This window comes from Streptomyces sp. NPDC025806, from assembly GCF_055558275.1.
Map to the genome: position 1 here is coordinate 608,527 of NZ_JBVHMU010000003.1, position 26,728 is coordinate 635,254.

Annotated in this window: 31 protein-coding genes and 1 pseudogene; 23 read left to right on the forward strand and 9 right to left on the reverse strand. The window is 72.0% G+C overall.

What is annotated here, in order from left to right:
- Positions 1 to 15 precede the first annotated feature (15 nt).
- The 3 genes from ACZ4E1_RS09755 (at position 16) to ACZ4E1_RS09765 (ending at position 3,045) form a co-directional block, all read left to right on the forward strand.
- A complete protein-coding gene (locus ACZ4E1_RS09755; protein WP_467537504.1) occupies positions 16 to 1,215 on the forward strand; it encodes a sensor histidine kinase in 1,200 nt (399 codons plus the stop codon).
- Positions 1,212 to 1,880, forward strand: coding sequence for a response regulator (locus ACZ4E1_RS09760; protein ID WP_467537506.1), 669 nt, complete (start codon positions 1,212 to 1,214; stop codon positions 1,878 to 1,880). The genes ACZ4E1_RS09755 and ACZ4E1_RS09760 overlap by 4 nt, the downstream gene beginning before the upstream one ends.
- Before the next feature lie 211 nt (positions 1,881 to 2,091).
- A complete protein-coding gene (locus ACZ4E1_RS09765; protein ID WP_467537508.1) occupies positions 2,092 to 3,045 on the forward strand; it encodes an FKBP-type peptidyl-prolyl cis-trans isomerase in 954 nt (317 codons plus the stop codon).
- A gap of 24 nt (positions 3,046 to 3,069) precedes the next feature.
- Here ACZ4E1_RS09765 and map read toward each other — a convergent pair whose 3' ends face one another.
- Positions 3,070 to 3,837 carry a type I methionyl aminopeptidase gene (gene map / locus ACZ4E1_RS09770; RefSeq protein ID WP_467537511.1) on the reverse strand — a complete coding sequence of 256 codons (768 nt, stop codon included), beginning with the start codon at positions 3,835 to 3,837 and terminating at the stop codon, positions 3,070 to 3,072.
- Between the two features lie 62 nt (positions 3,838 to 3,899).
- Between map and ACZ4E1_RS09775 the strand changes: the two genes are divergently transcribed.
- The 12 genes from ACZ4E1_RS09775 to ACZ4E1_RS09830 all read left to right on the forward strand — a co-directional run bounded on the left by ACZ4E1_RS09775 (position 3,900) and on the right by ACZ4E1_RS09830 (position 16,492).
- On the forward strand, positions 3,900 to 4,151 hold the full coding sequence (locus ACZ4E1_RS09775) for a helix-turn-helix domain-containing protein (protein WP_399126371.1): 252 nt from the start codon (positions 3,900 to 3,902) through the stop codon (positions 4,149 to 4,151).
- 169 nt (positions 4,152 to 4,320) lie between these two features.
- A complete protein-coding gene (locus tag ACZ4E1_RS09780) occupies positions 4,321 to 5,163 on the forward strand; it encodes a nitrilase-related carbon-nitrogen hydrolase (protein WP_467537513.1) in 843 nt (280 codons plus the stop codon).
- Positions 5,164 to 5,264: 101 nt separating this feature from the next.
- On the forward strand, positions 5,265 to 6,554 hold the full coding sequence (locus ACZ4E1_RS09785; protein ID WP_467537515.1) for an aspartate aminotransferase family protein: 1,290 nt from the start codon (positions 5,265 to 5,267) through the stop codon (positions 6,552 to 6,554).
- A gap of 13 nt (positions 6,555 to 6,567) precedes the next feature.
- The gene (locus ACZ4E1_RS09790) at positions 6,568 to 8,130 is read left to right on the forward strand and encodes a PucR family transcriptional regulator (RefSeq protein ID WP_467537517.1); all 1,563 of its coding nucleotides are present in this window, start codon (positions 6,568 to 6,570) and stop codon (positions 8,128 to 8,130) included.
- Positions 8,131 to 8,262: 132 nt separating this feature from the next.
- Positions 8,263 to 9,105 carry a nitrilase-related carbon-nitrogen hydrolase gene (locus tag ACZ4E1_RS09795; RefSeq protein WP_467537519.1) on the forward strand — a complete coding sequence of 281 codons (843 nt, stop codon included), beginning with the start codon at positions 8,263 to 8,265 and terminating at the stop codon, positions 9,103 to 9,105.
- Positions 9,106 to 9,132: 27 nt separating this feature from the next.
- Positions 9,133 to 10,539 (forward strand): dihydropyrimidinase, encoded by a 1,407-nt coding sequence (gene hydA / locus ACZ4E1_RS09800; protein WP_467537521.1) that lies wholly within the window; start codon positions 9,133 to 9,135, stop codon positions 10,537 to 10,539.
- Between the two features lie 19 nt (positions 10,540 to 10,558).
- Positions 10,559 to 11,578: a TIGR03842 family LLM class F420-dependent oxidoreductase gene (locus ACZ4E1_RS09805; protein WP_467537523.1), complete on the forward strand. Its 1,020-nt coding sequence runs from the start codon at positions 10,559 to 10,561 to the stop codon at positions 11,576 to 11,578.
- Positions 11,579 to 11,734: 156 nt separating this feature from the next.
- Complete coding sequence (locus tag ACZ4E1_RS09810; protein WP_467537525.1) at positions 11,735 to 13,261, forward strand: NCS1 family nucleobase:cation symporter-1; 1,527 nt, start codon at positions 11,735 to 11,737, stop codon at positions 13,259 to 13,261.
- Between the two features lie 85 nt (positions 13,262 to 13,346).
- On the forward strand, positions 13,347 to 14,039 hold the full coding sequence (locus tag ACZ4E1_RS09815) for a VanZ family protein (RefSeq protein ID WP_467537527.1): 693 nt from the start codon (positions 13,347 to 13,349) through the stop codon (positions 14,037 to 14,039).
- Positions 14,040 to 14,048: 9 nt separating this feature from the next.
- Complete coding sequence (locus ACZ4E1_RS09820) at positions 14,049 to 14,738, forward strand: response regulator transcription factor (protein WP_467537529.1); 690 nt, start codon at positions 14,049 to 14,051, stop codon at positions 14,736 to 14,738.
- A 31-nt stretch (positions 14,739 to 14,769) separates the two neighbouring features.
- Positions 14,770 to 15,852, forward strand: coding sequence for a sensor histidine kinase (locus tag ACZ4E1_RS09825; RefSeq protein ID WP_467537531.1), 1,083 nt, complete (start codon positions 14,770 to 14,772; stop codon positions 15,850 to 15,852).
- 10 nt (positions 15,853 to 15,862) lie between these two features.
- Entirely contained in the window at positions 15,863 to 16,492 is a 630-nt protein-coding gene (locus tag ACZ4E1_RS09830) for a VOC family protein (protein ID WP_467537533.1), read from the forward strand.
- A gap of 35 nt (positions 16,493 to 16,527) precedes the next feature.
- Here ACZ4E1_RS09830 and ACZ4E1_RS09835 read toward each other — a convergent pair whose 3' ends face one another.
- Both ACZ4E1_RS09835 and ACZ4E1_RS09840 read right to left on the reverse strand, forming a co-directional pair.
- Positions 16,528 to 17,193: a hypothetical protein gene (locus tag ACZ4E1_RS09835; RefSeq protein ID WP_467537535.1), complete on the reverse strand. Its 666-nt coding sequence runs from the start codon at positions 17,191 to 17,193 to the stop codon at positions 16,528 to 16,530.
- An 87-nt stretch (positions 17,194 to 17,280) separates the two neighbouring features.
- Entirely contained in the window at positions 17,281 to 18,297 is a 1,017-nt protein-coding gene (locus tag ACZ4E1_RS09840) for a carboxymuconolactone decarboxylase family protein (RefSeq protein ID WP_467537537.1), read from the reverse strand.
- Positions 18,298 to 18,608: 311 nt separating this feature from the next.
- Here ACZ4E1_RS09840 and ACZ4E1_RS09845 point away from each other — a divergent pair, with 311 nt between their 5' ends.
- The 7 genes and pseudogenes from ACZ4E1_RS09845 to ACZ4E1_RS09875 all read left to right on the forward strand — a co-directional run bounded on the left by ACZ4E1_RS09845 (position 18,609) and on the right by ACZ4E1_RS09875 (position 22,876).
- Positions 18,609 to 19,736 carry a sensor histidine kinase gene (locus ACZ4E1_RS09845; protein WP_467537622.1) on the forward strand — a complete coding sequence of 376 codons (1,128 nt, stop codon included), beginning with the start codon at positions 18,609 to 18,611 and terminating at the stop codon, positions 19,734 to 19,736.
- Entirely contained in the window at positions 19,733 to 20,413 is a 681-nt protein-coding gene (locus ACZ4E1_RS09850) for a response regulator (protein ID WP_467537539.1), read from the forward strand. Before ACZ4E1_RS09845 ends, ACZ4E1_RS09850 begins: the two co-directional genes overlap by 4 nt.
- A 9-nt stretch (positions 20,414 to 20,422) precedes the next feature.
- Entirely contained in the window at positions 20,423 to 20,959 is a 537-nt protein-coding gene (locus ACZ4E1_RS09855) for a DUF4232 domain-containing protein (protein WP_467537541.1), read from the forward strand.
- 103 nt (positions 20,960 to 21,062) lie between these two features.
- On the forward strand, positions 21,063 to 21,467 hold the full coding sequence (locus ACZ4E1_RS09860; protein WP_188336062.1) for a cold-shock protein: 405 nt from the start codon (positions 21,063 to 21,065) through the stop codon (positions 21,465 to 21,467).
- A gap of 635 nt (positions 21,468 to 22,102) precedes the next feature.
- Positions 22,103 to 22,255 (forward strand): annotated as a pseudogene (locus ACZ4E1_RS09865) (transposase); the annotation flags it as partial.
- A gap of 37 nt (positions 22,256 to 22,292) precedes the next feature.
- Positions 22,293 to 22,655, forward strand: coding sequence for a hypothetical protein (locus tag ACZ4E1_RS09870; protein WP_467537543.1), 363 nt, complete (start codon positions 22,293 to 22,295; stop codon positions 22,653 to 22,655).
- 35 nt (positions 22,656 to 22,690) lie between these two features.
- Positions 22,691 to 22,876, forward strand: coding sequence for a hypothetical protein (locus ACZ4E1_RS09875; RefSeq protein ID WP_467537545.1), 186 nt, complete (start codon positions 22,691 to 22,693; stop codon positions 22,874 to 22,876).
- A gap of 17 nt (positions 22,877 to 22,893) precedes the next feature.
- Here the strand turns inward: ACZ4E1_RS09875 and ACZ4E1_RS09880 are convergent, their stop codons facing one another.
- The 3 genes from ACZ4E1_RS09880 to ACZ4E1_RS09890 all read right to left on the reverse strand — a co-directional run bounded on the left by ACZ4E1_RS09880 (position 22,894) and on the right by ACZ4E1_RS09890 (position 24,376).
- Positions 22,894 to 23,754, reverse strand: a complete 861-nt coding sequence (locus ACZ4E1_RS09880) for a hypothetical protein (protein WP_467537547.1) — start codon at positions 23,752 to 23,754, stop codon at positions 22,894 to 22,896.
- Between the two features lie 40 nt (positions 23,755 to 23,794).
- Positions 23,795 to 24,007 (reverse strand): hypothetical protein, encoded by a 213-nt coding sequence (locus tag ACZ4E1_RS09885; protein WP_467537549.1) that lies wholly within the window; start codon positions 24,005 to 24,007, stop codon positions 23,795 to 23,797.
- Positions 24,008 to 24,112: 105 nt separating this feature from the next.
- Positions 24,113 to 24,376, reverse strand: a complete 264-nt coding sequence (locus ACZ4E1_RS09890) for a hypothetical protein (RefSeq protein ID WP_467537551.1) — start codon at positions 24,374 to 24,376, stop codon at positions 24,113 to 24,115.
- 234 nt (positions 24,377 to 24,610) lie between these two features.
- On the opposite strand from ACZ4E1_RS09890, the gene ACZ4E1_RS09895 reads away from it, so the two are divergent.
- Complete coding sequence (locus ACZ4E1_RS09895) at positions 24,611 to 24,853, forward strand: LexA family protein (protein ID WP_467537554.1); 243 nt, start codon at positions 24,611 to 24,613, stop codon at positions 24,851 to 24,853.
- 171 nt (positions 24,854 to 25,024) lie between these two features.
- On the opposite strand, the gene ACZ4E1_RS09900 is transcribed toward ACZ4E1_RS09895, so the two are convergent.
- The 3 genes from ACZ4E1_RS09900 to ACZ4E1_RS09910 all read right to left on the reverse strand — a co-directional run bounded on the left by ACZ4E1_RS09900 (position 25,025) and on the right by ACZ4E1_RS09910 (position 26,484).
- Entirely contained in the window at positions 25,025 to 25,258 is a 234-nt protein-coding gene (locus ACZ4E1_RS09900; protein WP_467537557.1) for a hypothetical protein, read from the reverse strand.
- A gap of 16 nt (positions 25,259 to 25,274) precedes the next feature.
- Positions 25,275 to 26,195 (reverse strand): hypothetical protein, encoded by a 921-nt coding sequence (locus ACZ4E1_RS09905; protein WP_467537558.1) that lies wholly within the window; start codon positions 26,193 to 26,195, stop codon positions 25,275 to 25,277.
- 100 nt (positions 26,196 to 26,295) lie between these two features.
- Complete coding sequence (locus tag ACZ4E1_RS09910; protein WP_467537559.1) at positions 26,296 to 26,484, reverse strand: sigma factor-like helix-turn-helix DNA-binding protein; 189 nt, start codon at positions 26,482 to 26,484, stop codon at positions 26,296 to 26,298.
- Positions 26,485 to 26,728: the final 244 nt, after the last annotated feature.

Consider the following 26,728-nt stretch of genomic DNA (forward strand, 5'->3'; position numbering starts at 1 on the left):
CGTACGCTCATCGGCATGAGCGAGACAACCGGATCCCGGGGGACCGCCGCCTGGTGCGGACTGGCCCTCTACCCGTTCGTGCTGACCGTCCCCCTGTTCGCCTCGCCGGACACGGTGCCGCTGCTGCGGGCCCTGGGCGTGGCCCTCGCCGCCGTGCTCCTGGTGGGCGTGGCCCGGAGGATGCCGCTGCTCGCGCTGGTCGTCGTCCTGCTCGGCACGCTCGTGGCGACCGGGCTGCAACCGAGCGGCGGACCGTACCACCCCTCCGGGCCGTTCGGTCCGGCCGTTCCCGTCGACACCTACGACGGGGGCCGGTCCGTGACCCTGCTCGCCTTCGCCGTGGCCGACATCGTGCTCGGCCTCCTCGTCGCCCGCAGGTCCACGCGCCAGTGGGTCACCGGGGTCGTGCTCAGCGTCCTCGCCCAGGCCGCGGGCATCGCCCTGTTCGCGCGGGGCGAGAGCCTCGCGGCGTTCACCACCATCGCGCTGCTCGCCCTGCTGGTCTCCTGCATGGTCGGCCTGTTCGTCCGCGAGCGCACCGAGCACGCCGCCGCGCTGCGCCGGCGCGCTGTCACCGAGGCCGTGACCGCCGAACGGCTGCGGATCGCCCGGGAGTTGCACGACATGGTCTCCCACGGCATCGGCGTCATCACCATCCAGTCCGGGGTCGCGGCCCGCGTCGTCGAGACCCGCCCCGCCGAGGCCCGTGCCGCGCTGGAGGCGATCGAGCAGACCAGCCGCGACACCCTGCGCGGCCTGCGCCGCACGCTCGTCGCCCTGCGCCGGGCCGATCCGGACGGGGACGCGCCGCTCACCCCCGGCGCCGGGCTCGCCGAACTCGACGTGCTCATCGCGCAGACCGCCGACGCCGGCGTCCGCGTCGACCTGTCCCGCACCGGCACCGAGCGCCCCCTGCCGCCCGACGTGGACCGCTCCGCGTACCGCATCGTGCAGGAGGCCCTCGCCAACGTCGTCCGGCACGCGGACGTCGCCGCCTGCCGGGTGGCTGTCGCCTACGAGGACGCCGAACTGTTCCTGGAGATCGTGGACGCGGGGCGGGGCGCCGGGGCACGATCGTCGGGCACGGGGTTCGGGATCACGGGGATGGAGGAGCGGGTGCGCCTGCTGCACGGGGAGTTCGGCGCGGGGCCGCGGCCGGAGGGCGGCTTCCGGGTGACGGCGCGGATACCGCTGCCCGAGGAGGAGGCCGCGTGACGGCGCGGGTCCGGGTGCTGCTCGTCGACGACCAGCCGCTCGTCCGCTCCGGACTGCGCACCCTCATCGGCGACACGGACGACCTGGAGGTCGTCGGCGAGGCGGGGGACGGGGCACAGGCCGTCGAGCGGACGGCGCGGCTCGCGCCAGACGTCGTCGTGATGGACATCAGGATGCCCGGCGTCGACGGCATCGAGGCGACCCGGCGCATCGTCGACTCCGGGCAGGGTGCGCGCGTCCTCGTCCTGACCACGTTCGACGAGGACGACTACGTGTACGGGGCGCTGCGGGCCGGCGCCGCCGGGTTCGCCGTGAAGGACATGCCGCTGGACGATCTCCTCGCGGCGATCCGGATCGTCGCCGCGGGGGACGCGCTCATCGCGCCCGGGGTCACCCGGCGCCTCATCGCCGACTTCGTGGGGCGCGGGGGGCCGGTCGCGGCGCGGTCGCAGCGGCCCGTCGAGGGCATCACGGAGCGCGAGCGCGAGGTCCTCACCCTGGTCGGGCTCGGCCGCTCCAACCAGGAGATCGCCGAGGAGCTCTTCATCAGCGTCGCCACCACCAAGTCCCATGTGGCCCGCCTCTTCACGAAGCTCGCCGCGCGCGACCGGGTCCAACTGGTCATCACCGCGTACGAGTTGGGTCTGGTCGCCCCGAGCCGCTGACCGGCTCCGCCGCGGGGAGCCGCCCACGCGCCTCCCCGTACCGGTGCGTCGGCCGGGCGCCCGGGTGCGGGGCGGGGCGCGGAGGTCCGGGGCGCGGCCTCGTACACCCGGCGGACGTACGCCCCCCGGTGTGTCGCCCCGCAGGTCCGTCACCCGCGCCCCGGGGACCGGAACGCTCCTTGGCGACACCCCCACGCCAAGGAGGTCACCGGTGGACCCCAGACCCGTCCTGCGCACCGGAGCCGTAACCGTCCTGCTCGCGGCGGCAGCGGCCTGCGCCGCCCCCGACCCGGGCCCCGAGAACGTCCCGAAGGTCACCGGCGCCGTCGGGACCCGGCCGGTGATCACCATCCCGGACCGGCCCGCCCCGGCGGCGGCCCGCCTGAAGGTGCTCCGCGCCGGTACGGGCCCGGCGGTGAAGAAGGGGCAGGTCGCCGTCACCGACGTCGAGATGCGCAGCTGGGAGGGGAAGCAGGAGCTGCTCAGCTCGTGGGGCCTGGCCCAGCCGACGACGGTCTCGTCCGCCGGCGAACGGTCCTGGGCCGAGGCGCTCGTGGGCCGCAGGGGCGGCAGCCGCGTCCTGATGGTCGCCCCGGCGGCGCGCGCCGCCGGACCGCGGAGCGCCGCGGCGGCGAGGGTCGCCCCCGACGACCACATGGTCCTGGTGTTCGACCTGATCGGCGGCTACGACCGCGACCAGCGGGTGCCGGTGGTGCACGGCAGCGGCGGGATGCCGGGCGCCGGGGAGGCCCGCGAGGCGAAGGCCGTCGTCGACTTCCCCGCGGGCGGGATGCCGAAGGTGGTCAGCTGGGGTGCGGGCCCGCCGGCGAAACTGCACGTGCGCACCCTCAGCGAGGGCCGCGGCCCGGTGCTCCAGGACCGTGACGTGGCTGTGCTGCAGTACGCGGGCTGGTCCTGGGGTGAAGGCCGCCCGTTCCGCTCGACGTACGGGGACAGCGGCCCGAGCGGCATGGTGCTCGCCCGGCCCGCGCTGCTGCCCGGTATGTACGAGGCGCTCAAGGGGATCCGGGTCGGCAGCCGGCTGCAGCTCGCGGTGCCCGCCCGCTACCGCCCCGACTTCCACCGCACCCCGGGCGGCCTGGAACAGCCGCCCGGGGTCCCGGTGCTCTACGTCGTGGACGTGCTCGACCGGCAGGACCGCTGACGCCCGTACGGACGTCGCACGAGGTCAGAGCGCGGTCAGGATGCGCGGGCCCGCGTCGGTGATCGCCACGGTGTGCTCGGCGTGCGCGGCGCGGGAGCCGTCGTTCGTGCGCAGGGTCCAGCCGTCGGGGTCCGCGTGGTAGTCGTCGGTGCCACCCGCGATCACCATCGGTTCGATGGCCAGGGCCATGCCCGCCCGCAGCCGCATGCCGCGCCCGGGCCGCCCCTCGTTCGGCACCCCCGGGTCCTCGTGCATGCGGCGCCCGATGCCGTGCCCGCCGAAGCCGTCCGGGACGCCGAACCCGGCGCTGCGGCAGACCGTGCCGATGGCGTGCGCGATGTCGCCGATGCGGTTCCCCACGACGGCCGCCGCGATCCCGGCGGCCAGGGCTCGCTCGGCGGTCTCGATCAGCCGGGTGTCCTCGGGCCGCGCGGTGCCCACGGTGAAGCTGATCGCCGAGTCGCCCACCCAGCCGCCGAGTTCGGCCCCGAAGTCGACCGAGACGAGATCGCCGTCGCGCAGCCGGGTGCCGTTCGGGACGCCGTGCACGATCGCGTCGTTGACGGAGACGCACAGGACGGCGGGGAAGGGAGTCGGGGCGAACGGCGGGCGGTAGCCCAGGAACGGGGAGGTCGCGCCGGCGTCGCGCAGCACGTCGTGCGCCACCTCGTCCAGTTCGAGGAGGGTGACGCCCGGTGCGGCGTGCTTGCGGGCGGCGGCCAGGGCCTGGGCGACGATGCGGCCCGCCTCGCGCATCGCGTCGATCTGCGGTTCGGTCTTCAGTTCCACCATGCCAATTACTATACCGGTATTTGAATCCGGTAAAGAAATTGAGCCTCGGCTAGACTGGGCGCATGGTCCGAACCCCCTTGACCCCCGAAGAGCGCGAGCGCGGCGAGCGGCTCGGCCGGCTGCTGCGCGAGGCGCGGCAGGGGCGCAGCATGACCGAGGTGGCCGCCGGCGCGGGCGTCTCGGTCGAGACGCTGCGCAAGATCGAGACGGGGCGCGCGCCGACCCCCGCCTTCTTCACGGTCGCGGCCCTCGCCCGCGAGCTCGGCCTCTCGATGGACGAGCTGATCGTGCACTGCGCGCTCCAGCCCGCCTGAGCCCCGGAGCCCTGTGTGATGAAACGCGGGATCACCCGCACGAGTGCCGAAACATGATCGTTCCAGCGGGTTGACGACGATGGTCTTGGCAAGCCCCCCGGGCGGGCTTACGTTCGTCCCTCTACGCCCCGTTCTACAGGCGTAGAGGTTCAACGCTGAGGAGCGGCTCATGGCCCACGTCGTTCGCGCCGCACTCGTCCAGGCCTCCTGGACGGGCGACACCGCATCCATGATCGCCAAGCACGAGGAGCACGCCCGCGAGGCGGCCCGCCGGGGAGCCCGGATCATCGGCTTCCAGGAGGTGTTCAACGCCCCGTACTTCTGCCAGGTCCAGGACCCCGAGCACCATCACTGGGCCGAGCCCGTGCCGGACGGCCCCACCGTCACCCGGATGCGTGAACTCGCCCGCGAGACCGGCCTGGTGATCGTCGCCCCCGTCTTCGAGGTCGAGCAGCCCGGCTTTTACTACAACACCGCGGCCGTGATCGACGCCGACGGCAGCTACCTCGGCAAGTACCGCAAGCATCACATCCCGCAGCTCCCCGGTTTCTGGGAGAAGTTCTACTTCCGGCCCGGCAACCTGGGCTGGCCCGTCTTCGACACCGCCGTCGGCCGGGTCGGTGTCTACATCTGCTACGACCGCCACTTCCCGGAAGGCTGGCGCCAGTTGGGGCTCAACGGGGCCCAGATCGTGTACAACCCGTCCGCGACCAGCCGCGGCCTCTCCTCCCACCTCTGGCGCCTCGAACAGCCCGCGGCGGCCGTCGCCAACGCGTACTACGTCGCCGCCATCAACCGCGTCGGCGTCGAGGAGTACGGCGACGACGACTTCTACGGCACCTCGTACTTCGTCGACCCGCGCGGGCAGCTCGTCGGCGACGCGGCCGACGACCGGGACGAGGAACTGCTCGTGCGCGACCTCGACCTCGACGTCATCGACGAGGTGCGGCAGCAGTGGGCCTTCTACCGCGACCGTCGCCCCGACGCCTACGACGGACTCGTCCAGCCCTGATTCCGTACGCAGGCCCCGTACGCAGGCACCCCGTACGCAGGCCCCGTGCGTACGCCCGACATCCGTTCAGCCGTGACCGACGAAGGGACTCCGCAGCCGTGATGACCCCTGACCTCCACGCACGCCACCGCGCGGTCCTGCCCGACTGGCTCGCCCTCTACTACGACCGGCCGATCGAGATCACCCACGGCGAGGGCCGCCAGGTGTGGGACGCCGACGGGAAGCAGTACCTCGACTTCTTCGGCGGCATCCTCACCACCATGACCGCGCACGCCCTGCCCGAGGTCACCAAGGCGGTCAGCGAGCAGGCGTCCCGGATCGTCCACTCCTCGACGCTCTACCTGAACCGGCCGATGGTCGAACTCGCCGAACGTGTCGCCAAGTTGTCGGCCATCCCCGACGCCCGCGTCTTCTTCACCACCTCCGGCACCGAGGCCAACGACACCGCGCTGCTGCTCGCCACCGCGTACCGCCGCTCGAACCAGATCCTGGCGATGCGCAACAGCTACCACGGCCGCTCCTTCTCCGCCGTCGGCATCACCGGCAACCGCGGCTGGTCGCCCACCAGCCTCTCGCCGCTCCAGACCCTGTACGTGCACGGCGGCGTCCGCACCCGCGGCCCCTACGCCCACCTGCCCGACGCCGAGTTCACCGAGGCCTGCGTCGCCGACCTGCGCGACATGCTCGGCCAGACCCGCGGGAACGTGGCGGCGCTCATCGCCGAGCCCATCCAGGGCGTCGGCGGCTTCACCTCCCCGCCCGACGGCCTGTACGCCCGCTTCCGCGAGGTCCTCGCCGAGCACGGCATCCTGTGGATCTCCGACGAGGTGCAGACCGGCTGGGGCCGCACCGGCGAGCACTTCTGGGGCTGGCAGGCGCACGCCGCGTCCGGCCCGCCCGATCTGCTCACCTTCGCCAAGGGCATCGGCAACGGCATGTCGATCGGCGGCGTCGTCGCCCGCGCCGAGGTCATGAACTGCCTCGACGCCAACTCCATCTCCACCTTCGGCGGCAGCCCCGTCACCATGGCCGCGGGCCTCGCCAACCTCTCGTACCTCCTGGAGCACGACCTCCAGGGCAACGCCCGCCGCGTCGGCGGCCTCCTCATCGAGCGGCTGCGGGCCATCGGCGCGAGCACCCCCTGCGTCCGCGAGGTGCGCGGCCGGGGCCTCATGATCGGCATCGAACTCGTCCGGCCCGGCACCGACGAGGCCGACCCCGACGCCGCCTCCGCCGTCCTGGAGGAGTGCCGCGAGCACGGGCTGCTCATCGGCAAGGGCGGCGGCCACAGCACCAGCGTCCTGCGCATCGCCCCGCCCCTCACCCTGACCGTCGCCGAGGCCGAACAGGGCGCGGCGATCCTCGAACGAGCCCTCCGGAACGTCTCGTAGCGGGCGCGGCGCCATGACCACCTCCCCGACCGCCCCCGAACACGCCCTGTCCGTCCGGCAGATACTCGCTCTGGAACGGGTCGCCGCGGGCGAGCCCGAGGTGGTCGCCGCCGCCGAGCACCTCGACCGGCCCGTGCGCTGGGTGCACGTCGCCGAGGCCGCCGACGTCGGCGTCATGCTCAGCGGCGGCGAGATGGTCCTCACCACCGGTGTGCTCCTCGCGGGCGGCGACCCGCACGGCCGCACCGCCTACATCGAGTCCCTGCACCGCGCCGAGGCCGCGGCCCTCGTCCTGGGCCTCGGCCGCGCCTTCCCCGCCCCGCCCCGCGACATGTGCCGGGCCGCCGAACGCTGCGGCCTGCCCATGGTCGTGCTCCACCGCCCCTTCCCGTTCGCCGAGCTCACCGAGGAGGTCCAGTCCCGGCTCGTGCGCCGCAAGTACGCCGCCGTCCGCCTCTCCGAGGGCATCCGCACCGCGCTGACCGCCCTCATCACGGCCGGCGCCCCGCTCCAGCGCCTCCTCGACGAGATCGCCGCGCACAGCGCCTGCCCCGTCGTCGTCACCAACCTCGCCCACCGCGTCCTCGCCACCGCCGGTGAACGGCCCGCCGTCGACGACGTCCTGCGCGACTGGGACCGCATCGCCCGGCAGCCCGGCGGCGTCGACGGCGAGGGCTGGCTGCGCGCCGAACTCGGCGGACGCGGCGAACGCTGGGGCTCCGTCGTGCTGTGCGGCTACCGCGGCGACGGCGCCTCGGGCCGGCTGCTCGCCGACCGCGCCGCCGAGTCCCTCGTCCTGCACCACCTGCTGTCCGGCACCGCCGTCAGCTGGGAGGAACAGTCCGCACGGCGCCTGCTCGACGACCTCGTCTCCGGCGCCGTGCCCGCCCGTCAACTCCTCCCGCGCGCCCGCGCGGCCGGCCTCCCCGTCAACCGGCGCACCTTCGTCCCGCTCGCCGTCCGCGACACCGACCCCGCCCGCCTCGACCGCGTCCTGCGCCTGCTCGGCCTGTCCGCGCTCGTCGCCGACCTCACCGAGCACGCCACCGCCGTCCTGCTCAGCCTCGCCCACGACCAGGACCCCGTACCGCTCGCCGCCCACTTCGCCGAACGGCTGCGCGCCGAGACCGGCGCCGCGCCCGTCGTCACCGCGGGACCCGCCGGGCCCGCCTGGGACGACGTCCCCGACGGCCTGCGCGAGGCCCTCCACGTCTGCGACGCCGTCGCCGGAGCGTCGCCCGGCCTGCCCGCCGTCGTGCGCCTCGGCGACGTACGGCTGCGCGGCCTGATGCGGATGCTGCGCGACGACCCGCGCGTGCAGTCCTTCGCCGAACGCGAGCTGGACGGGCTGCTGTACGCCGAGGAGGGCGAGGCGCTGCTCCCGGTCCTGCGCACCTACCTCGCCACCGGCCGCAACAAGTCCCGCACCGCCCAGCTCCACCACATGAGCCGGCCCGCCCTGTACCGCCGCATCGAGGCCATCGAGGCCCTGCTCCGCGTCGACCTCGACGACTTCGAGGAAGCGGCCTCCGTGCACATCGCGCTGCTCGCGCACGACGCGCAGACCGGGGCGTGACACGGTGCAACGGCGGCGGGCGGCGGACGTGACACGGTGCGACTCGGCCGGCGGCGGCGCGCTTCCTATCGTCCTTGGCACACCGTTCGTCCCCGCCGCCCTCCCCTCTGTCGTCTCTCGCAGGAGGTCCCGATGAGTTCCGTGATCCGCGCCGCGATCTTCCAGACCGCATGGACCGGCGACAAGGAATCCATGATCAAGGTGCATGAGCAGGCCGTGCGCGACGCGGCCGCCCAGGGCGCCCAAGTCCTCTGCTTCCAGGAGCTGTTCTACGGCCCGTACTTCTGCCAGGTGCAGGACCCGGCCTTCTACGCCTACGCCGAGGCCATCCCCGACGGACCGATCGTGCGCCGCTTCCAGGAGCTGGCCCGCGAGCACCGCATCGTCCTCGTCCTGCCCATGTACGAGGAGGAGCAGCCGGGCGTCCTCTACAACACGGCCGCCGTGATCGACGCCGACGGCAGCTACCTCGGCAAGTACCGCAAGACCCACCTCCCGCAGGTCAAGGGCTTCTGGGAGAAGTTCTACTTCCGGCCGGGCAACTCCGGCTGGCCCGTCTTCGACACCGCGGTCGGCAAGATCGGCGTCTACATCTGCTACGACCGGCACTTCCCCGAGGGCTGGCGCGCCCTCGGCCTCGAAGGCGCCCAGATCGTCTTCAACCCGTCCGCCACCAGCCGCGGCCTGTCGCGCTACCTGTGGCAGCTGGAGCAGCCGGCCGCCGCCGTCGCCAACGAGTACTTCGTCGGTGCCATCAACCGCGTCGGCGTCGAGGAGTACGGCGACAACGACTTCTACGGCACCTCCTACTTCGTCGACCCCGAGGGCCAGTTCGTCGGCGAGGTCGCCGACGACAAGGCGCCCGAACTCGTCGTCCGCGACCTCGACCTCGCCAAGCTGCACGAGGTCCGCGACCGCTGGCAGTTCTACCGCGACCGCGCCCCGCACGCGTACGAGCCGCTGACCCGCCCGTAGCACCACCCGACGTCCCTGGAGGAGAGCATGAGCGCCGTCCGTACCGTCGTCCGCGGCGGACTCGTCGTCACCGCCGCCGACGAGATGCACGCCGACGTCCTGATCGAGGACGGCCGCGTCGTCGCCCTCGCGGCCACCGGCAGTGACACCGCCGCGTCCTGGACGGACGCGCGCGTCATCGACGCGAGCCAGAAGTACGTCATCCCGGGCGGCGTCGACGGGCACACCCACATGGAGATGCCGTTCGGCGGCACGTACGCCTCCGACACCTTCGAGACGGGGACCCGCGCCGCCGCCTGGGGCGGCACCACCACCATCGTCGACTTCGCCATCCAGACCGTGGGCCACAGCCTGCGCGAGGGCCTCGACGCCTGGTACGCCAAGGCCGACGGCAACTGCGCGATCGACTACGGCTTCCACATGATCGTCTCCGACGTGAACGACGACACGCTCAAGGAGATGGACCTCCTCGTCAGCGAGGGCGTCACGTCCTTCAAGCAGTTCATGGCCTACCCGGGCGTCTTCTACTCCGACGACGGGCAGATCCTGCGCGCCATGCAGCGGGCCGGCGAGAACGGCGGCCTCATCATGATGCACGCCGAGAACGGCATCGCCATCGACGTCCTCGTCGAACAGGCCCTGGCCCGCGGCGAGACCGACCCCCGCCACCACGGCGAGGTCCGCAAGGCGCTCCTGGAGTCCGAGGCCACCCACCGCGCCATCAAGCTCGCCCAGGTCGCCGGCGCCCCCCTCTACGTCGTCCACGTCTCCGCGCAGGAGGCCGTCGCCGAACTCGCCCGGGCCCGCGACGAGGGCCTCCCGGTCTTCGGCGAGACCTGCCCCCAGTACCTGTTCCTGTCCACCGACAACCTCGCGGAGCCCGGCTTCGAGGGCGCCAAGTACGTGTGCTCGACGCCCCTGCGGCCCAAGGAGCACCAGGCGGCGCTCTGGCGCGGCCTGCGCACCAACGACCTCCAGGTCGTCTCCACCGACCACTGCCCCTTCTGCTTCACCGGACAGAAGGAACTGGGCCGCGGCGACTTCTCGAAGATCCCCAACGGCATGCCCGGCGTCGAGCACCGCATGGACCTCCTCCACCAGGCCGTCGTCGACGGGCACATCACCCGGCGCCGCTGGATCGAGATCGCCTGCGCCACCCCGGCCCGCATGTTCGGCCTCTACCCCAAGAAGGGCACCATCGCGCCCGGCGCCGACGCCGACCTCGTCATCTACGACCCGCACGCCGAGCAGACTCTCAGCGCCGCCACCCACCACATGAACGTCGACTACTCGGCGTACGAGGGCAAGCGGCTGACCGGACGTGTCGAGACCGTCCTCTCGCGCGGCGAACCCGTCATCACCGAGCGGGAGTTCACCGGGCGGGCCGGGCACGGCACGTACACCCCGCGCGGCACCTGCCAGTACCTGAACTGAAAGAACGAGGAACCGCACCATGGACTTCGGACTCGTCCTGCAGACCGACCCGCCGGCCTCCGCCGTCGTCGACCTGATGCGCCGCGCCGAGGACGTCGGATTCACGTACGGCTGGACCTTCGACTCGTGCGTGCTGTGGCAGGAGCCGTTCGTCATCTACAGCCGCATCCTCGCCGAGACCCGGCACCTGAAGGTCGGGACCATGGTCACCAACCCCGGGACCCGGACCTGGGAGGTCACGGCCTCCACGTTCGCCACCCTCAACGACATGTACGGCAACCGCACCGTGTGCGGCATCGGCCGCGGCGACTCCGCGATGCGCGTCGCCGGACGCAAGCCCAACACCCTCGCCCGGATCAGCGAGGCCATGAAGGTGATCCGGGCGCTCGGCCGCGGCGACGAGGCCGACCTCGGCGGCACCGTCGTGCACTTCCCCTGGGTCCGCGAGGGCGCCGAGGTGCCGGTGTGGATGGCCGCCTACGGGCCCAAGGCGCTGAAGATGGCGGGGGAGGAGGCCGACGGGTTCATCCTCCAGCTCGCCGACCTCTTCCTCACCGAGTGGATGGTCAAGGCCGTGCGCGACGCCGCCGCGGCGGCCGGACGCGACCCGTCGGAGGTGAAGATCTGCGTCGCGGCCCCCGCCTACGTCACCGAGGACGACTCGCCCGAGGCGCTCGCCCACGCCCGTGAACAGTGCCGCTGGTTCGGCGGCATGGTCGGCAACCACGTCGCCGACCTCGTCTCCCGCTACGGCGCCCACTCCGGCATGGTCCCCGACGCCCTCACCGACTACATCAAGGCCCGCGAGGGCTACGACTACTCCCACCACGGCCGCACCGACAACCCGGACACCGCGTTCGTCCCCGACGAGATCGTCGACAGCTTCTGCCTGATCGGCCCGCCGGCCGCGCACATCGAGAAGCTGAACGCGCTGCGCGCCCTCGGCGTCGACCAGTTCGCCGTGTACGCCATGCACGACGCGAAGGAGGCGGTGATCGATCTCTACGGCCGGGACGTGATCCCGGCGGTGAACGCGTGAACGGGCCGGCGCAGGCCCCGGTCCCCGACTTATCCCCGACTGCAACACCCGTACCAGGCACGGCAGTTCACGGCATCCCCACGGCCACCCCGTATCCCCGTCCTCCCAGGGCCCCGCCCACCCGCCGGGGCCCGCCAGTGAACGGACAGACTGCCCATGACCGATACCGTCCCGCCGGCTCCGCCGACCGCCCCCGCGGTCGACCTGACCGCCGACACCTACCCGGCCGGCAGCCGCTACGCCAACGACGACCTGCGGCCCGTCCCGCTCGCCGAACGCCGCTGGACCACGTACAACTTCGTGGCCCTGTGGATCGGCATGGCCCACTGCATCCCGTCCTGGACGCTGGCCTCCGGGCTCGTCGCGCTCGGCATGGACTGGAAGCAGGCGGTCCTCACGATCGCCCTCGCCAACGTCATCGTGCTCCTGCCGATGCTGCTCACCGGCCACGCCGGACCCAAGTACGGCATACCCTTCCCGGTCCTCGCCAGGGCCGGGTTCGGCATCCGCGGCGCCAACCTGCCCGCCATGGTGCGGGCGGCCGTCGCCTGCTGCTGGTTCGGCATCCAGACCTGGATCGGCGGCCAGGGCATCTTCGTCCTGCTCGGCAAGATCTTCGGCGGCTGGGCCGGCGCCTCGGAGGTCGGCGGTTACCCGTGGACCCTGTGGCTGTGCTTCGTCGTCTTCTGGGTGCTCGAACTCGCCATCATCTACCGGGGGATGGACACCCTGCGCCGCTTCGAGAACTGGGCGGCGCCCTTCGTCCTCGTCGGCGCCGTCGTCCTCCTCGTCTGGATCGCGAACAAGGCGGGCGGTTTCGGCCCGCTGCTCCACGAGCCGTCCAAGGTCGGCTGGGGCCCGGACTTCTGGAAGGTCTTCTTCCCCGGCCTCATGGGCATGATCGGCTTCTGGTCCACCCTGTCCCTGAACATCCCCGACTTCACCCGCTTCGGGAAAGGGCAGCGCGCCCAGGTCTGGGGCCAGACCCTCGGCCTGCCCACCACCATGACCCTGTTCGCCCTGATGTCCGTCCTCGTCACGGCCGGTTCGGAGAAGGTCTACGGCGCGGCGATCTGGGACCCGGTCGCGCTCGCCGGCAAGACCGACAACGTCTTCGGACTGCTCTTCGCCCTCATCACCGTCTTCGTCGCGACGATCTCCGTGAACATCGCGGCGAACGTCGTCTCCCCGGCCTACGACCTCGCCAACCTCGCGCCCAAGCTCATCAGCTTCCGCACCGGCGCGATCATCACCGGCGTCATCGGCGTCCTCGTCATGCCGTGGAAGCTCACCTCCACGCCCGAGCTGTACATCTTCACCTGGCTCGGCGTCGTCGGCGGCCTCCTCGGCACCGTCGCGGGCATCCTCATCGCCGACTACTGGATCATCCGCCGCACCGTCCTCCACCTCGCCGACCTGTACGTGGCCGGCGGCCGCTACTGGTACACCGGCGGCTGGAACTGGCGGGCCGTCGCCGCCTTCCTCATCGGCGGCGTCCTTGCGGTCGGCGGCTCCTACTCGACGCTGGACGCGAAGGGCCAGAAGGCCGGCCCGTTCCCGGTCGACGGCCTCATCCCGTTCCTGAAACCCCTGGCCGACTACGGCTGGGCGGTGGGCCTGACAGCGTCGCTGGTCGTGTACGTGGTGCTCATGGCGGGGCGGCGACTGGACCGTCCGGCCTGATCCGGCCCCGCTGCGTCGCTGCGTATCGCCGGGCTGTCGAAAAGCGCATACGCCCTCGCAACACCCCGCCCTCTCCAATAGAGGCATGAATCACGAGACGACTCTGAGCGTGCCGCCGCCCGGCCGGGTCCGCAGGTTTCTGGGGCCCGGCCTCGCGGTCGGTGTGCTCGTCACCGTGCTGGTCGTGCTGCGCGGGCCCCTGATGATGGCCGCCCCGGCGTGCGTGGCCGGGCGCTGGCAGGGCTGCCTCGGCACGTTCAACGGCGTGGTGCTCATGACGCTCGTACTGCTGCCGGTCGCCCTGCTCGTCGCGTGGGTGCTCGCGCGCGTGCGGCGTGCGGCCGGGGCGCCCGACGCGTGGCGGCTCTCGCTGGCCGAGGTGGGCATGGTCCACGGGACGCTGCCGTTCCTGTGGATGACCCTGATGCCGGGCGGCGAGGTCGGCGTCGCGCCGCCCCGGGTGAGCCTGGTGCCGCTGCGCGACCTCGTCACGATGGGGCCGCTCGGCATCGGCGGCAACCTCCTGGTCCTCGCCTCGATCGGCTTCTTCGCCCCGATGCGCTGGGCGGCCGTCGCGACCCTGCCGCGGATCCTCGCGCTCGGCGCGGGCTGCTCGGTCCTGATCGAGACCGCGCAGTACGTGTTCCGCCTCGACCGGGTGTCCTCCGTGGACGACGTCCTGGTCAACGCCGCGGGCGCGCTCCTCGCCGGACTCGCCTCCCGCCGCCTGTGGCGCACGCGGACCGGGCATACGGCGGCGATACGCGCCGCTGCTTAGGCTGCGGACATGCGCGTACTGATCGTGGAGGACGAGCCCTACCTCGCCGAGGCCGTCCGGGACGGGCTGCGTCTGGAGGCGATCGCCGCCGACCTCGCGGGCGACGGCGACACCGCCCTGGAACTGCTCGACGTCAACTCCTACGACGTCGCCGTCCTCGACCGTGACATCCCCGGCCCCTCCGGCGACGAGGTCGCCCGGCGCATCGTCGCCTCGGGCAGCGGCATCCCGATCCTCATGCTCACCGCCGCCGACCGCATCGACGACAAGGCCTCCGGTTTCGCGCTCGGCGCCGACGACTACCTCACCAAACCGTTCGAACTGCGCGAGCTGGTGCTGCGGCTGCGCGCGCTCGACCGCCGGCGCGCGCACTCCCGGCCGCCCGTCCGGGAGATCGCGGGACTGCGCGTCGACCCGTTCCGCCGCGAGGTCTTCCGCGACGGGCAGCATGTCGCGCTCACCCGCAAACAGTTCGCCGTCCTGGAAGTCCTCGTCACCGCCGAGGGAGGCGTCGTCAGCGCCGAGGAACTCCTGGAGCGGGCCTGGGACGAGCACGCCGACCCGCTGACCAACGCCGTACGCATCACCGTCTCCGCCCTGCGCAAGCGACTCGGCGCGCCCTGGGTCATCGCCACCGTGCCCGGCGTCGGCTACCGCATCGACACGGGCGGCATCGACACCGGCGGCACCGATGGCTAGAGGTTCAAGGCGCCCCGGGCTCAGTGCCCGGATGAAACTCACCCTCAGCTACGCCGGGTTCCTCGCCGTCGCGGGCGCCCTCCTGATGGCCGTCGTGTGGCTGTACCTGCTGCGCTACGTCCCGGACAAGGACAAGGGCCTGCTCGGGATCTCGCCCAACCGCTATCTCCTCGTCCGCATCTTCTTCCCCCGGGCCGCCGCGGCGATGGGCTGCCTGCTCGTCTTCGGCCTCGTCGGCGGCTGGCTCCTGGCCGGACGGATGCTCGCGCCGCTGACCAGGATCACCGACGCGGCCCGGACCGCCGGGACCGGATCGCTGTCCCACCGCATCCACATGGCAGGCCGCCAGGACGAGTTCCGCGAACTCGCCGACACCTTCGACGCCATGCTCGAACAACTCGAATCGCACGTCGCCGAACAGCAGCGGTTCGCCGCGAACGCCTCCCACGAACTGCGCACCCCGCTCGCCGTCACCCAGACCCTCCTCGACGTCGCCCGCCGCGACCCCACCCGGGACCGCGACGAGGTCCTCGCCCGCCTCCAGTCCGTCAACACCCGCGCCATCGACCTCACCGAGGCCCTCCTGCTGCTCAGCCGCAGCGACCGCGGCCACGTCACCCGCGAACGCGTCGACCTCTCCCTCGTCGCCGAGGAAGCCGTCGAGACCCTGCTCCCGCTCGCCGAACAGCGCGGGACCACCCTCGACGTCACCGGCACGGCGACCCGCACCGACGGCTCCCCGGAACTCCTGCTGAGGATGGTGACGAACCTCGTCCAGAACGCCGTCGTGCACAACCTCCCCACCGGCGGCACCGTGACCGTCCACACGACGCAGGACGGCGACACGAGCGTGCTGACGGTCGAGAACACGGGCCGCCCGATCGCCGCGGACCTGCTGCCCACCCTCACCGAACCCTTCCAGCGCGGCACCGAACGCGTCCGCACCGGCGAGCACCCCGGAGTCGGCCTCGGCCTGGCCATCGTGCACAGCGTCGTCCGCGCCCACGGCGGCACCCTCGACCTCACCGCGCGCCCGTCCGGCGGCCTCCTCGTCACGGTCCGGCTCCCGAGTCGGTCAGGAATCGAGAAGCCCCGACCCCACCTCCCCGCCTAGCGTGAAGCGCATGAACTCCCTCGCAGCCCTCACCCTCGAAGCGACCGACCCCGCGTCCGCCGCCACCTTCCTGACCAGCGCCTTCGGCCTCGACCCGGAACAGATCCGGGTCCGCGCGGCCGAGGCCCCCAGCGACGGATTCCGCGGCTTCACGCTGTCGCTGACCGTCGCCCAGCCCGCCGACGTCGACCGACTCTTCGACGCCGCCCTCGCCGCCGGCGCCACCGCGCTCAAGCCCGCCGCCAAGTCCTTCTGGGGCTACGGCGGCGTCGTCCAGGCCCCCGACGGAACCATCTGGAAGCTCGCCAGCTCCGCGAAGAAGAACACCGGGCCCGCCACCGGCGCGATCGACGACATCGTGCTCCTGCTCGGCGTCGAGGACGTCAAGGCCAGCAAGCAGTTCTACGTCGAGCAGGGCCTCTCGGTGGGCAAGAGCTTCGGCGGCAAGTACGTCGAGTTCACGACCGCGCCCGGCACCGTGAAGCTCGCCCTCTACAAGCGGTCCGCCCTCGCCAAGGACGCCGGAGTGCCCGCCGACGGCTCCGGCTCGCACCGGATCGTGCTCGGCGGCGCCTCCGGCCCGTTCACCGACCCCGACGGCTTCGCCTGGGAGACCGCCTCGCTCACCGCGGCCTCCTGAACCGGACGACCGGACGACCGGACGACCGGGCTGGCTCAGCCCTTGCCGGAGCCCAGCCCGGCGGCCGCGTCCCGCGCCGCCCGCACCGCGCCCCCGGTCATCGTGTCGGCCGAGGGCGCACCCTTGGACTCGAAGTCGCTGCCGTTGAAGGTGACCGTCACCAGGACGTTCCCCTTGCGCACCGCGACGACGGCCTCCCGGGTCTCCTGACCGTCCTTCTTCATCAGCTCGGTCGTCAGCCGGGCCTCGTCCCCGATGTCCTGCGCCTTCGCGCCGGAGCCCGCCCCGGCCGCGTCCCCGGCGGAGGCGAACAGCTGCTTCGCCAGGGCGTCGGAACTCTTCACCTCGAAGGTGACGTCCAGCCAGCGGTAGTCGTACCCCTTCAGCGCGCTCCACGAGCAGCCGCGCCGCACCTTCGCGTCCGTCGCCGACAGCTCCTTGCCCGCCGCCTTCGCCCCCGGCACCAGCGCCGCGACCGTCTTCGCGGACACGGTGCCGCACGGCGCGGGCGGCTCGGCGTACGTCTTGGCCGCCACCTCGGCACTGGGACTTTGCGGCGCGGAGGACTGCGGCGCCGCCTTGTGCTCGGTGTCGTCCGGCGTGGACATCGGGCCGGTGGAGTACGCCCAGCCCGCGCAGGCGAGCACGGCGACGGGCAGCAGCCGGACGGTCAGGGCGACCGGGAGCGGCAGAGAACGCACGGTGTACGTCCTTACATCGGGAGGTGGGGGAGGTCAGTCTCACACGAGTTGCCGCGCGGGTATACGCCCACTTCCGTCACACCCGCATCACACTGCGGCATCGTCCGCGGACAGCAGCGCCTCCACCGGCAGCGCCGACTCGATCCGGTCGACGGCGGCGAACGCGCCGTACGCGATCAGGTGCACCAGACAGTGGTCCGTGAAGGGCGGCACCTTCCACGCGGCCACGTCCTCGTCCGTGATCCGGTACGGGGCGAGCGCGGCGAGGATCGCGAGCCGTGCCCCCGGCCGGTCCCCGCGGTCGGGCAGCCCCGCCCAGCCGGCCGGCGGATGCGTGCCGTCCCACCGCGCGACGGTCTCCTGCACCAGCGCCAGGTCCCCGTCGTCGAGGAGCCCCGCGCCCATCGTCGCGGCGGTGCGCAGCGCGTCGTAGGCGGGTCCGACGGTGGTGCCGGCCGCCCACGCGGGACCCGCGCCCGGCGTGTCCAGGAGCGGGATCGAGGCGCCCGGCGCGTGCTCGGCGCGCACGACTTCCGTCATGCCCCGGCTCGCCAGGGACCGTACGGCCTGGAGCTTCGCGCCACCGCAGGGCAGCAGCCGGTCCTCGGTCAGCGCCGACACGATCCGGTTGATGAAGTGGAAGGACAGCGCGGTGCCCACGGACGACGCGAGGTCGGCGCGGGCGAACGGCGCCGGGGCCAGCAGCGGCGAGCCGGGGACGCGGGTGGCGCGGCCCCAGTCCAGCAGCCGGGCCGCCCGCTCGTCGCGCGGCCGCGCGTCCTGGACCACGGCCGTGCCGAGCTCGTGATCGCCGTTCGCGTGCAGCAGCACGGCGTGCGCGTCCACACAGAACGGGCAGCGGTTCGCCAGCGAGACGCCGGACGCGACCAGCTCCCGGTCGGTGCGCGAACCGCTGCCCGCGATGAGCGACTCGCGCATCAACGCCCAGGCGGGGGCGAGCAGTTCGGGCGCCGACGACAAGGCGACCAGCGGCACGGGGTGGGCGATGCCGAAGTCGGTGGCCGACTGCGCGTAGACGGCCGCGGTGGTGCCGGTGGCGGCCTTGGGGGCGGGCGGGACGGTGTAGCGGTACGGGCCGGGCATGACGGGCTCCTCGTCGGTTCGGTCGGTTCGCCGGGCAGGGTGCTCCGGACCCGCTCAGCCTCGCCCTCGCGCCCCGGCCCGCGCGTCGTGCGGCGGAGCCGAGCCGCGACTACTCCCGGGGGAGTAGACCGGCGGCCGGGACGGTCCCCACGGGGGAGTGGCCGGGACCGCCGGTCCGGCTAGCCTGCTCGTGGACGCCCGCAGCCGACCGTGAAAGGGGCGCCGTGGCCGCAGAGTCGAGGCACGAGAGGGCCGGTGCCGAGCGGCGGGCGGCCGGGGGACCGGTCCCGCCGGCCGGAGCCGCCCTCGCCCTGATCGTGGGCGCCGTCGTCGTGTCCGGCGCGGCCCTCACCCACGGCGCCACCCCCGTCGACTACGTCCTCATGGCCGGCTCCGCCGCCGCGCTCGCCGGGTACGCCCGCGCACCGCGCGCCGTGCTCCTGGCCGTCGCGGCCCTGACCTCGGTGTACGTGCTGCACGCCGCCCCGGGGCCGGTCGCCGCGCTGCCCGTGATCGGCGCCGTGCACACCGCGTCCCGCGCCGGACACCGGGGGCTCGGCGCGGCGGTCGCCGGGGCGTTCCTCACCCTCTACGTCGTCCGGGACGCGTTCGCGGGCGACGGCGCCGCGGGCCGGGGCATGCTGCTCGCCGGCTGGTTCGTGTGCGCGGTCGTCACCGGACTCGCCGACCGGAACTGGCAGCGGTACCTGCACCAGACCGAGCAGCGCGCCCTGGAGGCCGAACGCACCCGCGAGGAGGCCGCGCTGCGCCGGGCCGGTGAGGAACGGCTGCGCATCGCACGGGAGTTGCACGACTCCCTCACCCACAGCATCTCGATCGTCAAGCTGCAGGCAGGCGTCGCCGTGTACCTCGCCCGCAAGCGCGGCGAGGAGGTGCCGCAGGCGCTGCTCGCCATCCAGGAGGCGAGCGGCGAGGCGATGCGTGAACTGCGCGCGACGCTCGACGTGCTGCGCGCCGACGAGCCCACGGGCGGCCCCGCCCCTCTCGTCGAACGGGCCCGCTCGGCGGGCCTGTCGGTGGCGCTGCGCATCGAGGGCACCGAGCGCCCGCTGTCGGCGCCCGTGGAGCGCACCCTGTACCGGATCGTGCAGGAAGCCCTTACGAACGCGGCCCGGCACGCGGGCCGCGACGCGACCATCGAGGTCCGCATCGCCTACGGCACACAGGAGTTGAGCGTCGACGTCACCGACGACGGGGCCGCCGACCCGGCCCGGCCGCCCGTCGAGGGCACCGGCCTGACGGGCATGCGCGAGCGCGTCGAGGCGCTCCACGGCACGCTCGTCGCCGGGCCCCGGCCGGAGGGCGGCTTCGAGGTGCGGGCCCGGCTGCCGCTCGCCCCGGGCCCGGTCGAGCCGCCGGCGCCCCGCGCGCCGGAGGTGGCGCCCGACCCCGTACGGGCGGCGGGGGCCGACCGGTGATCCGGGTGGTGCTCGTCGACGACCAGGCACTGATGCGGGCCGGCTTCCGGGCCCTGCTCGACGCCGAGGACGGGATCACGGTGGCGGGGGAGGCCGGGGACGGGGAGAGCGGCGTGGAGCTGGTCCGGCGCGTCATGCCCGACGTCGTCCTCATGGACGTGCAGATGCCCGGCGCCGGAGGCATCGAGGCGACCCGCCGCATCGCCGGGGACCCGGCCCTCGCCGACGTCCGCGTCGTCATGCTCACCAACTACGGATTCGACGCCTACGTCTTCGACGCGCTGCGCGCCGGTGCCTCGGGCTTCCTGCTCAAGGACAGCGAGCCGGAGGACCTGCTGGCCGGGATCGGTGTCGTGGCGCGCGGCGACGCCCTCCTGTCGCCGTCCGTCACCCGCCGGCTCATCGGCGAGTTCGTCGCCCGGCCGCCGGACCGCGCGACCGCGCCCGGCCTGGAGGGCCTCACCCCGCGCGAGCGCGAGGTCACCGCGCTCGCCGCGCGTGGCCTCACCAACGAGGAGATCGCCGCGCACATGGTGATCAGCCCGTTCACGGCCAAGACCCACATCAGCCGCGCCATGACCAAACTCGGCGCCCGCGACCGCGCCCAACTCGTCGTGTTCGCCTATGAGTCGGGCCTCGTCACCGCCCGGACCCGGGATGCCGGCAGCGCTCCGTAGGATCACCGCATGACGACCCGACGCCTCGCCTCGCTCGCCGCGACAGGGCTGCTCCTGGCCGGCTGCGACAGCGCCGAACGCCCCGACACCATCGAGGTGGCGCCGAGCACCCGCCCCTGCCCCGACTCCGGCATCCGGCTGACCACGGGGCGCACCGAGGCAGCCTCGGGCCTGCGCACCCTGAGCGTCACCCTCACCAACTGCGGCCGGTCCACCGTCGAACTGAACGGCTACCCGCGCCTGACCCTGCTCGACGCCGACCGCGAGCCCGTCGAGCACGTCACCGTCCTCGAAGGCACCGACGAGATCACCACCGGCATCCGCGACGACGGCCCGCACCGCATCACCGTGCGCCCCCGCGCCGGCGCCGTCACCACGTTCGTCTGGCGCACCACCTACGACGACCTGACCCGGCCCCCCGTCACCGCCCCCCACGTCAGGATCGACCCCGGCCTCGGCCGCGGCACGACCACGCTCACCCCGTACGCGCCCGTCGACCTCGGCAGCACCGGGAAGCTCGGCACCACGGCCTGGCGCAGCGGGTGACACCCCCGCCCTGACGCACACCCGGGACCGGGCCCGCTAGGATCCGCAGAAATCGGTGCGGACACGGACGGCTGGTCCGCCGAGGTGGTTGGGGGTGGTCGGCATGACGGCAGGACGAGTGGTGCGCTTCGACGGACAGCGCGGGTACGGGTTCATCGCGCCGGACGACGGCGGCGAGGACGTCTTCCTGCATGTGAACGATCTCCTCATCCCCGAGTCGTATCTGCGCACCGGCCTGAAGGTCGAGTTCGAGATCGAGGACGGCGACCGCGGCCCCAAGGCCTCCTCCGTGCGCCTCGCCGAGGGCGCGACCGCCCCGGCCCCGGGCCGCCACACGGCCGCCGAGGGCGACGACGTCCTGTGCGACGTGCTGCGCGTCGACGAGTTCACCAACGAGATCACCGAGCTGCTGCTGCGCGCGGCCCCCTCCCTCACCGGCGAGCAGATCCTCGCCGTGCGCCGCGAACTGGTGCAGAACGGCCGCAAGCACGGCTGGGTCGACAGCTGACCGAAGGCTCCGCCGGCACCGTGCCCGGCCGGCGCTGCGAGGTGGACCGGGATGCGGACACATCCCTTGTCGCGCACGGGGAACGAGCCGTACGTTCCGCTTGTTCGCCGCACGCCGCCGCGCAGCACGAGGAGCCTTCTTGTTCACGACCCGGCCGACTCTGCAGGGCACCTTCGGCATGGAGGTCCCGGGGTCGGGTCGCTGACCTCGGCTTTTGTTGTCCATTGCGGCCCTCACCTGCGGTGATGCTTCTTTCAGCGTCTTTCGGTGCTGTACCGGCTTATGCCACCGGAACTCCCCAGAGCCTCCCCCAGCGGCGAGAAAACTCCCCAGCTGCTCCCCATGCGGAGCAGCTGGGGAGCGCTATTGGAAGGCCACTCACCTGGGGCCTCGGGTTGGTCGGGACGGAGGTGAAGCAAAGTTCGTGGGCCGTGGCAGAGACCGATGCGGGGGCGCACCTGTAGTAGAGGACTCCTCTAGGTGGGTGAGGGGGGGGCGGGGGACGAGATGGGCGCCATGAGGCGGGGCCACCTCCCTGCACTGGCACCTGGGGGGCCTAGGTTCTGTCCGGCGGATCATATGACCTTCCGAGTGGTCGCTCGTTGGTCCCGTCATGGGTCGGGGGGATCTGACGAATCGCGAGTCGGGGGGATCTGACGAATCGCGAGTGGTCGTTACTGGAACCGCACCTGCCACCTCTGGGTGGCCGGGGCGGTCGGTGGAACGACCACCGCACCGTGGTCAATGGGATCCTGTTCCGGATCCGAACCGGTGTCCCGTGGCGTGACCCCATCAGCCTGCGGGGCGATCGCCACGGGAGCGTCCGTGGCCGTCGGCTGCAAGGCGAGACCGCCCGCCGCCGCGGCTGCTTCGACTGTCTCCTTGATCGCGCGCGAGTTGAAGGTCACGCCGAGGTTCAGTTCTTTGGCCATCTTCACGTGCGCTTGGGCCGCGGTTTCCACAGGTAGCACGGAAGACGGCGGGTTCGAGGAGTGGCGGGGCACACTCATCTGTGAGAGCACGAAGGTCGCCTGGGACATCTTCGACGAGAACGCGGAGACACTCCTGCTGATCGGCGGCACTACGGGCGCCTTCATCGCGGGCACGTTCAACGCCGACACCAACGGTCTCGGGATCCAGGGAAGCGGGCCAGCCCCCTTCGGAGGTTCGGGCGGCGGCGGTCAGTGACCTCGTCGCCCCAGCTGCCGTTACGGGACATGGACATGGACCTGAACGACGACACGACCGCCGAAGACCCGCCGTCCGAGCTGCTCCCCGTGCTCACCCTCGACAACGTCCACGAGCTGATGAACCTGCTCGCCGACGTACGCGACGGGCGCCAGTCAGACCCAGAGGTCGCACGGTGGCTGCTGGGGAACCTCGCCGCCCGGGTGCGTTCGCGGGAATGACGGCACCAAGACTCCGTTCAGATGCCGCGCGTTCGCCGCTCCTCCGGCATTTCCTTCAGTATCTCGCCCATCATCTGATCCCCCTCGTAGCTCGCCCAACCGGCCTCCTCCACCAAGCTCCGGTACCGGGTGAAGTCGATGCCTGGGTACTTGTCCATGAGCAGACGGAGCCGGGCCACGGTCAACTGGATCTTTCGCGCCGCTTGCATGCATGCATGCACCATCTCTCGGACGTGATCGTCCGGGGAGGGATAGCTTCCTGGGATGCCCAGATCGATGTGCGCGCATCCGCCACCGGTGTACACGGCGTCGATCTGCAGCGCGTGAAAAGAGCACCCAGACCTGTTTCTGTTCAGGGAGTCGAGGACCTTGAGGTGCTCATCGCGGAACTCTGTGCCGATCCATACGGCATGGCTGGCATCAACTTCGGCCGCGCAGCTGATGAGCCTTCCGAGATGGTCGGCGTCGGTGCGCTCCAACTGGTTCTCGATGACAACGTATCGGGGTCGGTCATCCACCTGAGTCTGCGCGAGCACGTCGATGCGGTACCCACCAAGCTTCTGTTCGGTTCCGACTAGCCGCAGAGGCGCGGTCATCCAAGTTGCCGCGGCCACACGGTCCAGGTTCTGGGCCACCCACGGCGTGAAATCGGCGGCCTCATGCGCGAAGTACTCGCGTATGTCGCCCACTGGCTTGAGGAAGACTCGACGTAGTTCGTCAGCATCATCAGGTTCATCTGCGTCGACGATGCCCAGAGCGGTTGATTCTGGCTCTGCTGTTGCCGCGTGGAGGTAGTCATTGGCCTCGAACTCGTCGTAGGCAGCGGCGAAGGCGCTGCCGAAGGTGGCCCAGTCGATGGCGGGGGTTTTCACAGTCACGAGGCGGAACCGTACAGTCCGCCTCTGACATTCACCCTGGTCAGGCCGCCTCGTAGTGGTGCGCCCTGCCGCCCTTCCACTTCACCCAGGCCGGGTCGTCGAGCAGCGCCTCTGCGTCCTCGAGTCCGGCCCGGCGCAGGAACTCCACGACGTCTGCGTCGGAGTGGGCGAGGCCGAGGATCTGTCCGCGCGCGGTGACGCGCCGGCCGCCCGTGCCGAGCGGCGGGTGCACGACGATCGGGGCGCTCGCCATACCTCCATTGGTGCACACGTCACCGATGCGTGCGAGCGGAGCCACCGCACATCCACCATCGACCCGCCCGCACGGCCGGGACGTCAGCCCCCGCGCGGGTGGCCCCTAGAAGGTGGCGCGGGTGCAGCCCTCGGCCGCGATCCGCGAGTCGATACGGTCTTGCAGCATCTCGAAAATGCAGGTGTCGATGTCTCCGGTAGCGCCGGCGTCGCACGCACCCGTCACCACTTCAGGGTTCGCCCACGGGAACCTCTCCAACACGTGGCTGACGCAGTCCTCCGGGGTGGCGCTGGCAGCGGGTGCTGTGATTACGGCACCGCCGAGGACGAGGGCGAGACCGCCGAGAGTGGCGGCGAGACGCTTGAGCATGGGTGTTCCTCTCGGGTAGCAGCGCGCGCCGTGCCTTCCTGGCGGGTCTGCCAGGCAAGATCACAGCGGGTGTCCACGGACCGTACGGGCGGCGCCCTGTCGGCTGGTGCCGCCGCCACGCGCCCCCACTCGGCTGGCAGACACGTATTCACCCTGAAACGATCATGCGTTGCCTGAAAAATCGAACACGTGCTCTAGTGGAGGAGTAGGGACCGCCACGACCTGGGGGTAACCATGTCCCGCACCACCGACTCCCTACCCGCCGAGCAGCGGCAGGACGGCATCGAGCGCGCCCACCGCGCCTGGGTCGTCGAGCGGGGCGAGGCGCCGACCGTGCGAGAACTGGCCGACGTGGTGGGCGTTACGCCGTCGACGATCAGCTTGCACCTCCGGCGGATGCGGGCCCGCGGCCTCGACCTGCCGACCCGCGGGCACCGGCCGAGCGCGTACTGCCGGCACTGCGGCGGCGAGCTGTGACCACGCCGCCGGGCCGGTACCACGTGAGCATCGTCCGCGACGGTGCACGGATCCTCGACGGCTGGTGGAACGACGCGGACGTGGCGGAGCGGAAGCGGGCGGGCTACGCCCGGGAGCAGCCGGGCGCCGAGGTGACGCTGACGGAGTGGGACGGCGGCCGGGAGTGGCCGCTCACTCCTCCGGCTTCGGCGGATGCCGGACAAGCTGGCGCAGCACCTTCTCGACCTCGTACCGGTTGAGCTCGTGCTCGGCGGCGTACTCGGTGACGGCGGCCTGCACCCGGGCCGCGGCCTCGAACCACACCTCGCGCTGCGCGGCGCGCTCGTCAGCGTCGAGGTGTTCCAACTTGCGGCCCTCATCGTCGGCCGCGCGCTGCAATTCGATCAGGCTGTCGGGCAGATCCACGAGCGGATCCTATGACCTACGGCCGAGCGCTCCCCGCATCGCCGTTCGCGCCGTTCACTGTGTCCGCACCGGGCGGGTTCGGCCCGGCGATCATAACCTTCGCAAGCTCCGCGACCACCTCCGCCCGCTGCTCGACGCTCAGGTTCGAGTCGGCGATCAGCCGCTCCGCCGCGAGGTAGCGCGAGAACTCCAGCGGCTGGTCGAAGTACGCACGCAGGTGACCAGCCGCGGCTTCTTGTGACCGGACAAAGGTACGACTCACGTATCCGGCAAGGGCCGCGGCCACCGCGCCCATCCCGCCGGCGACGATCGCACCGGCCGTGGTGCTCGCCTGAAGCGCGACAACTACGAAGGCAACGAGGAGGGCGAACCCGAGGACCATGGCGACTTGGGCGTTGCGGAATGACCGCGACGCCTGCCCGGTGGCTATCTCGTGGTACAGGTCGATCCGACTGTGAGTGACCGCCCACAGCTGAGATAGGCCGAGACGCGAGGGGTGGGCGAGCCCGACCAGTGGATCACCCCCACCTTCGTCGGCAGGAGCAGCTCCTCCCGGTTCGGAGCCGGAGCCCTGGCCAGAGCTTCGGCCGTAGTCAACCTCTTGAACGGTGGCGCCGTGAATCACGATGTTCGAGACATGGACTGCTCGCTCCAGGTCTTGCTCAGCAGCACGGACCCGCGCTCGGCTACGCCTCATCCGCTCGGTCTCTTGGGTTGCAAGCGTTGCCGACCATGCGCCTCCGACCGCGCCCAGGAGACCCACCAGGGCAGCTAGGAGGATCGACCAAGGCGATTCGGAATCCGAGGTCCACTCGTTGATGGCAAGAGAGACGGCCGCCCCGATCATCAGGAATCCGAGCAGCGTGAGCCAATGACGCCAGCGCCGCGAGGTAGGTTCACTGACTTCGGGTTCGCGCGCGTTGTGATCCTCGCTCATGACAAGCGATCTTGCAGGGTCCCTCACGCCTCGTCCAGCGACAACGGAGAACTGGCCGGTCGTCAACCACTTGGATCCACTCTCCCCATGCGAGAAGTCCTTACCCTGCCTCCTCATCGAGGATCTGACGGACGCGGCCGAAGCTGATCACCATCTCCTTGGCGATCTCACGGAGTGTCATCCCGCCCTCGCGCATCTCCTGGACCACCCGCTCTTCACGGCAGCCGGCGCCCGTCCACGGAGGGCCAAGGCGAGCAGACAGCTTGCGCGTCAGGCTGGCGTTCCACACCTCTGACAGGGGACGTAGCCGACTCCCTCGGCGTCGCCGCGCAGATCCAGCTGGCATCCTCGAGGCGCCGCCCCTCGCCATCGGCCAGGCCGCAGTGCTCGTCCCCGTGATACACGCGGCGGCTCCCCGGGGCGCTGGCGCGGACGAGGACAGCCGACTCGCCGGAGCAGTCGACGCCTTCGTCGGCGTAGCACTCTCACATGTACTCGCCGGCATCCTCCGCTCCATGGCCGTCCAGGTACCG

Bases quoted from the DNA above. Each gene is read 5' to 3' on its own strand.
- ACZ4E1_RS09890 (WP_467537551.1), bottom strand. From the start codon at position 24,376: ATGCTCAAGCGTCTCGCCGCCACTCTCGGCGGTCTCGCCCTCGTCCTC.
- ACZ4E1_RS09780 (WP_467537513.1), top strand. From the start codon at position 4,321: ATGGCCCACGTCGTTCGCGCCGCACTCGTCCAGGCCTCCTGGACGGGC.
- ACZ4E1_RS09830 (WP_467537533.1), top strand. From the start codon at position 15,863: ATGAACTCCCTCGCAGCCCTCACCCTCGAAGCGACCGACCCCGCGTCC.
- ACZ4E1_RS09860 (WP_188336062.1), top strand. From the start codon at position 21,063: ATGACGGCAGGACGAGTGGTGCGCTTCGACGGACAGCGCGGGTACGGG.
- ACZ4E1_RS09775 (WP_399126371.1), top strand. From the start codon at position 3,900: ATGGTCCGAACCCCCTTGACCCCCGAAGAGCGCGAGCGCGGCGAGCGG.
- ACZ4E1_RS09790 (WP_467537517.1), top strand. From the start codon at position 6,568: ATGACCACCTCCCCGACCGCCCCCGAACACGCCCTGTCCGTCCGGCAG.
- ACZ4E1_RS09755 (WP_467537504.1), top strand. From the start codon at position 16: ATGAGCGAGACAACCGGATCCCGGGGGACCGCCGCCTGGTGCGGACTG.
- ACZ4E1_RS09805 (WP_467537523.1), top strand. From the start codon at position 10,559: ATGGACTTCGGACTCGTCCTGCAGACCGACCCGCCGGCCTCCGCCGTC.
- ACZ4E1_RS09810 (WP_467537525.1), top strand. From the start codon at position 11,735: ATGACCGATACCGTCCCGCCGGCTCCGCCGACCGCCCCCGCGGTCGAC.
- ACZ4E1_RS09815 (WP_467537527.1), top strand. From the start codon at position 13,347: ATGAATCACGAGACGACTCTGAGCGTGCCGCCGCCCGGCCGGGTCCGC.
- ACZ4E1_RS09785 (WP_467537515.1), top strand. From the start codon at position 5,265: ATGACCCCTGACCTCCACGCACGCCACCGCGCGGTCCTGCCCGACTGG.
- ACZ4E1_RS09840 (WP_467537537.1), bottom strand. From the start codon at position 18,297: ATGCCCGGCCCGTACCGCTACACCGTCCCGCCCGCCCCCAAGGCCGCC.
- map (WP_467537511.1), bottom strand. From the start codon at position 3,837: ATGGTGGAACTGAAGACCGAACCGCAGATCGACGCGATGCGCGAGGCG.
- hydA (WP_467537521.1), top strand. From the start codon at position 9,133: ATGAGCGCCGTCCGTACCGTCGTCCGCGGCGGACTCGTCGTCACCGCC.
- ACZ4E1_RS09885 (WP_467537549.1), bottom strand. From the start codon at position 24,007: ATGGCGAGCGCCCCGATCGTCGTGCACCCGCCGCTCGGCACGGGCGGC.
- ACZ4E1_RS09875 (WP_467537545.1), top strand. From the start codon at position 22,691: ATGGACCTGAACGACGACACGACCGCCGAAGACCCGCCGTCCGAGCTG.
- ACZ4E1_RS09855 (WP_467537541.1), top strand. From the start codon at position 20,423: ATGACGACCCGACGCCTCGCCTCGCTCGCCGCGACAGGGCTGCTCCTG.
- ACZ4E1_RS09905 (WP_467537558.1), bottom strand. From the start codon at position 26,195: ATGAGCGAGGATCACAACGCGCGCGAACCCGAAGTCAGTGAACCTACC.
- ACZ4E1_RS09895 (WP_467537554.1), top strand. From the start codon at position 24,611: ATGTCCCGCACCACCGACTCCCTACCCGCCGAGCAGCGGCAGGACGGC.
- ACZ4E1_RS09825 (WP_467537531.1), top strand. From the start codon at position 14,770: ATGAAACTCACCCTCAGCTACGCCGGGTTCCTCGCCGTCGCGGGCGCC.
- ACZ4E1_RS09820 (WP_467537529.1), top strand. From the start codon at position 14,049: ATGCGCGTACTGATCGTGGAGGACGAGCCCTACCTCGCCGAGGCCGTC.
- ACZ4E1_RS09795 (WP_467537519.1), top strand. From the start codon at position 8,263: ATGAGTTCCGTGATCCGCGCCGCGATCTTCCAGACCGCATGGACCGGC.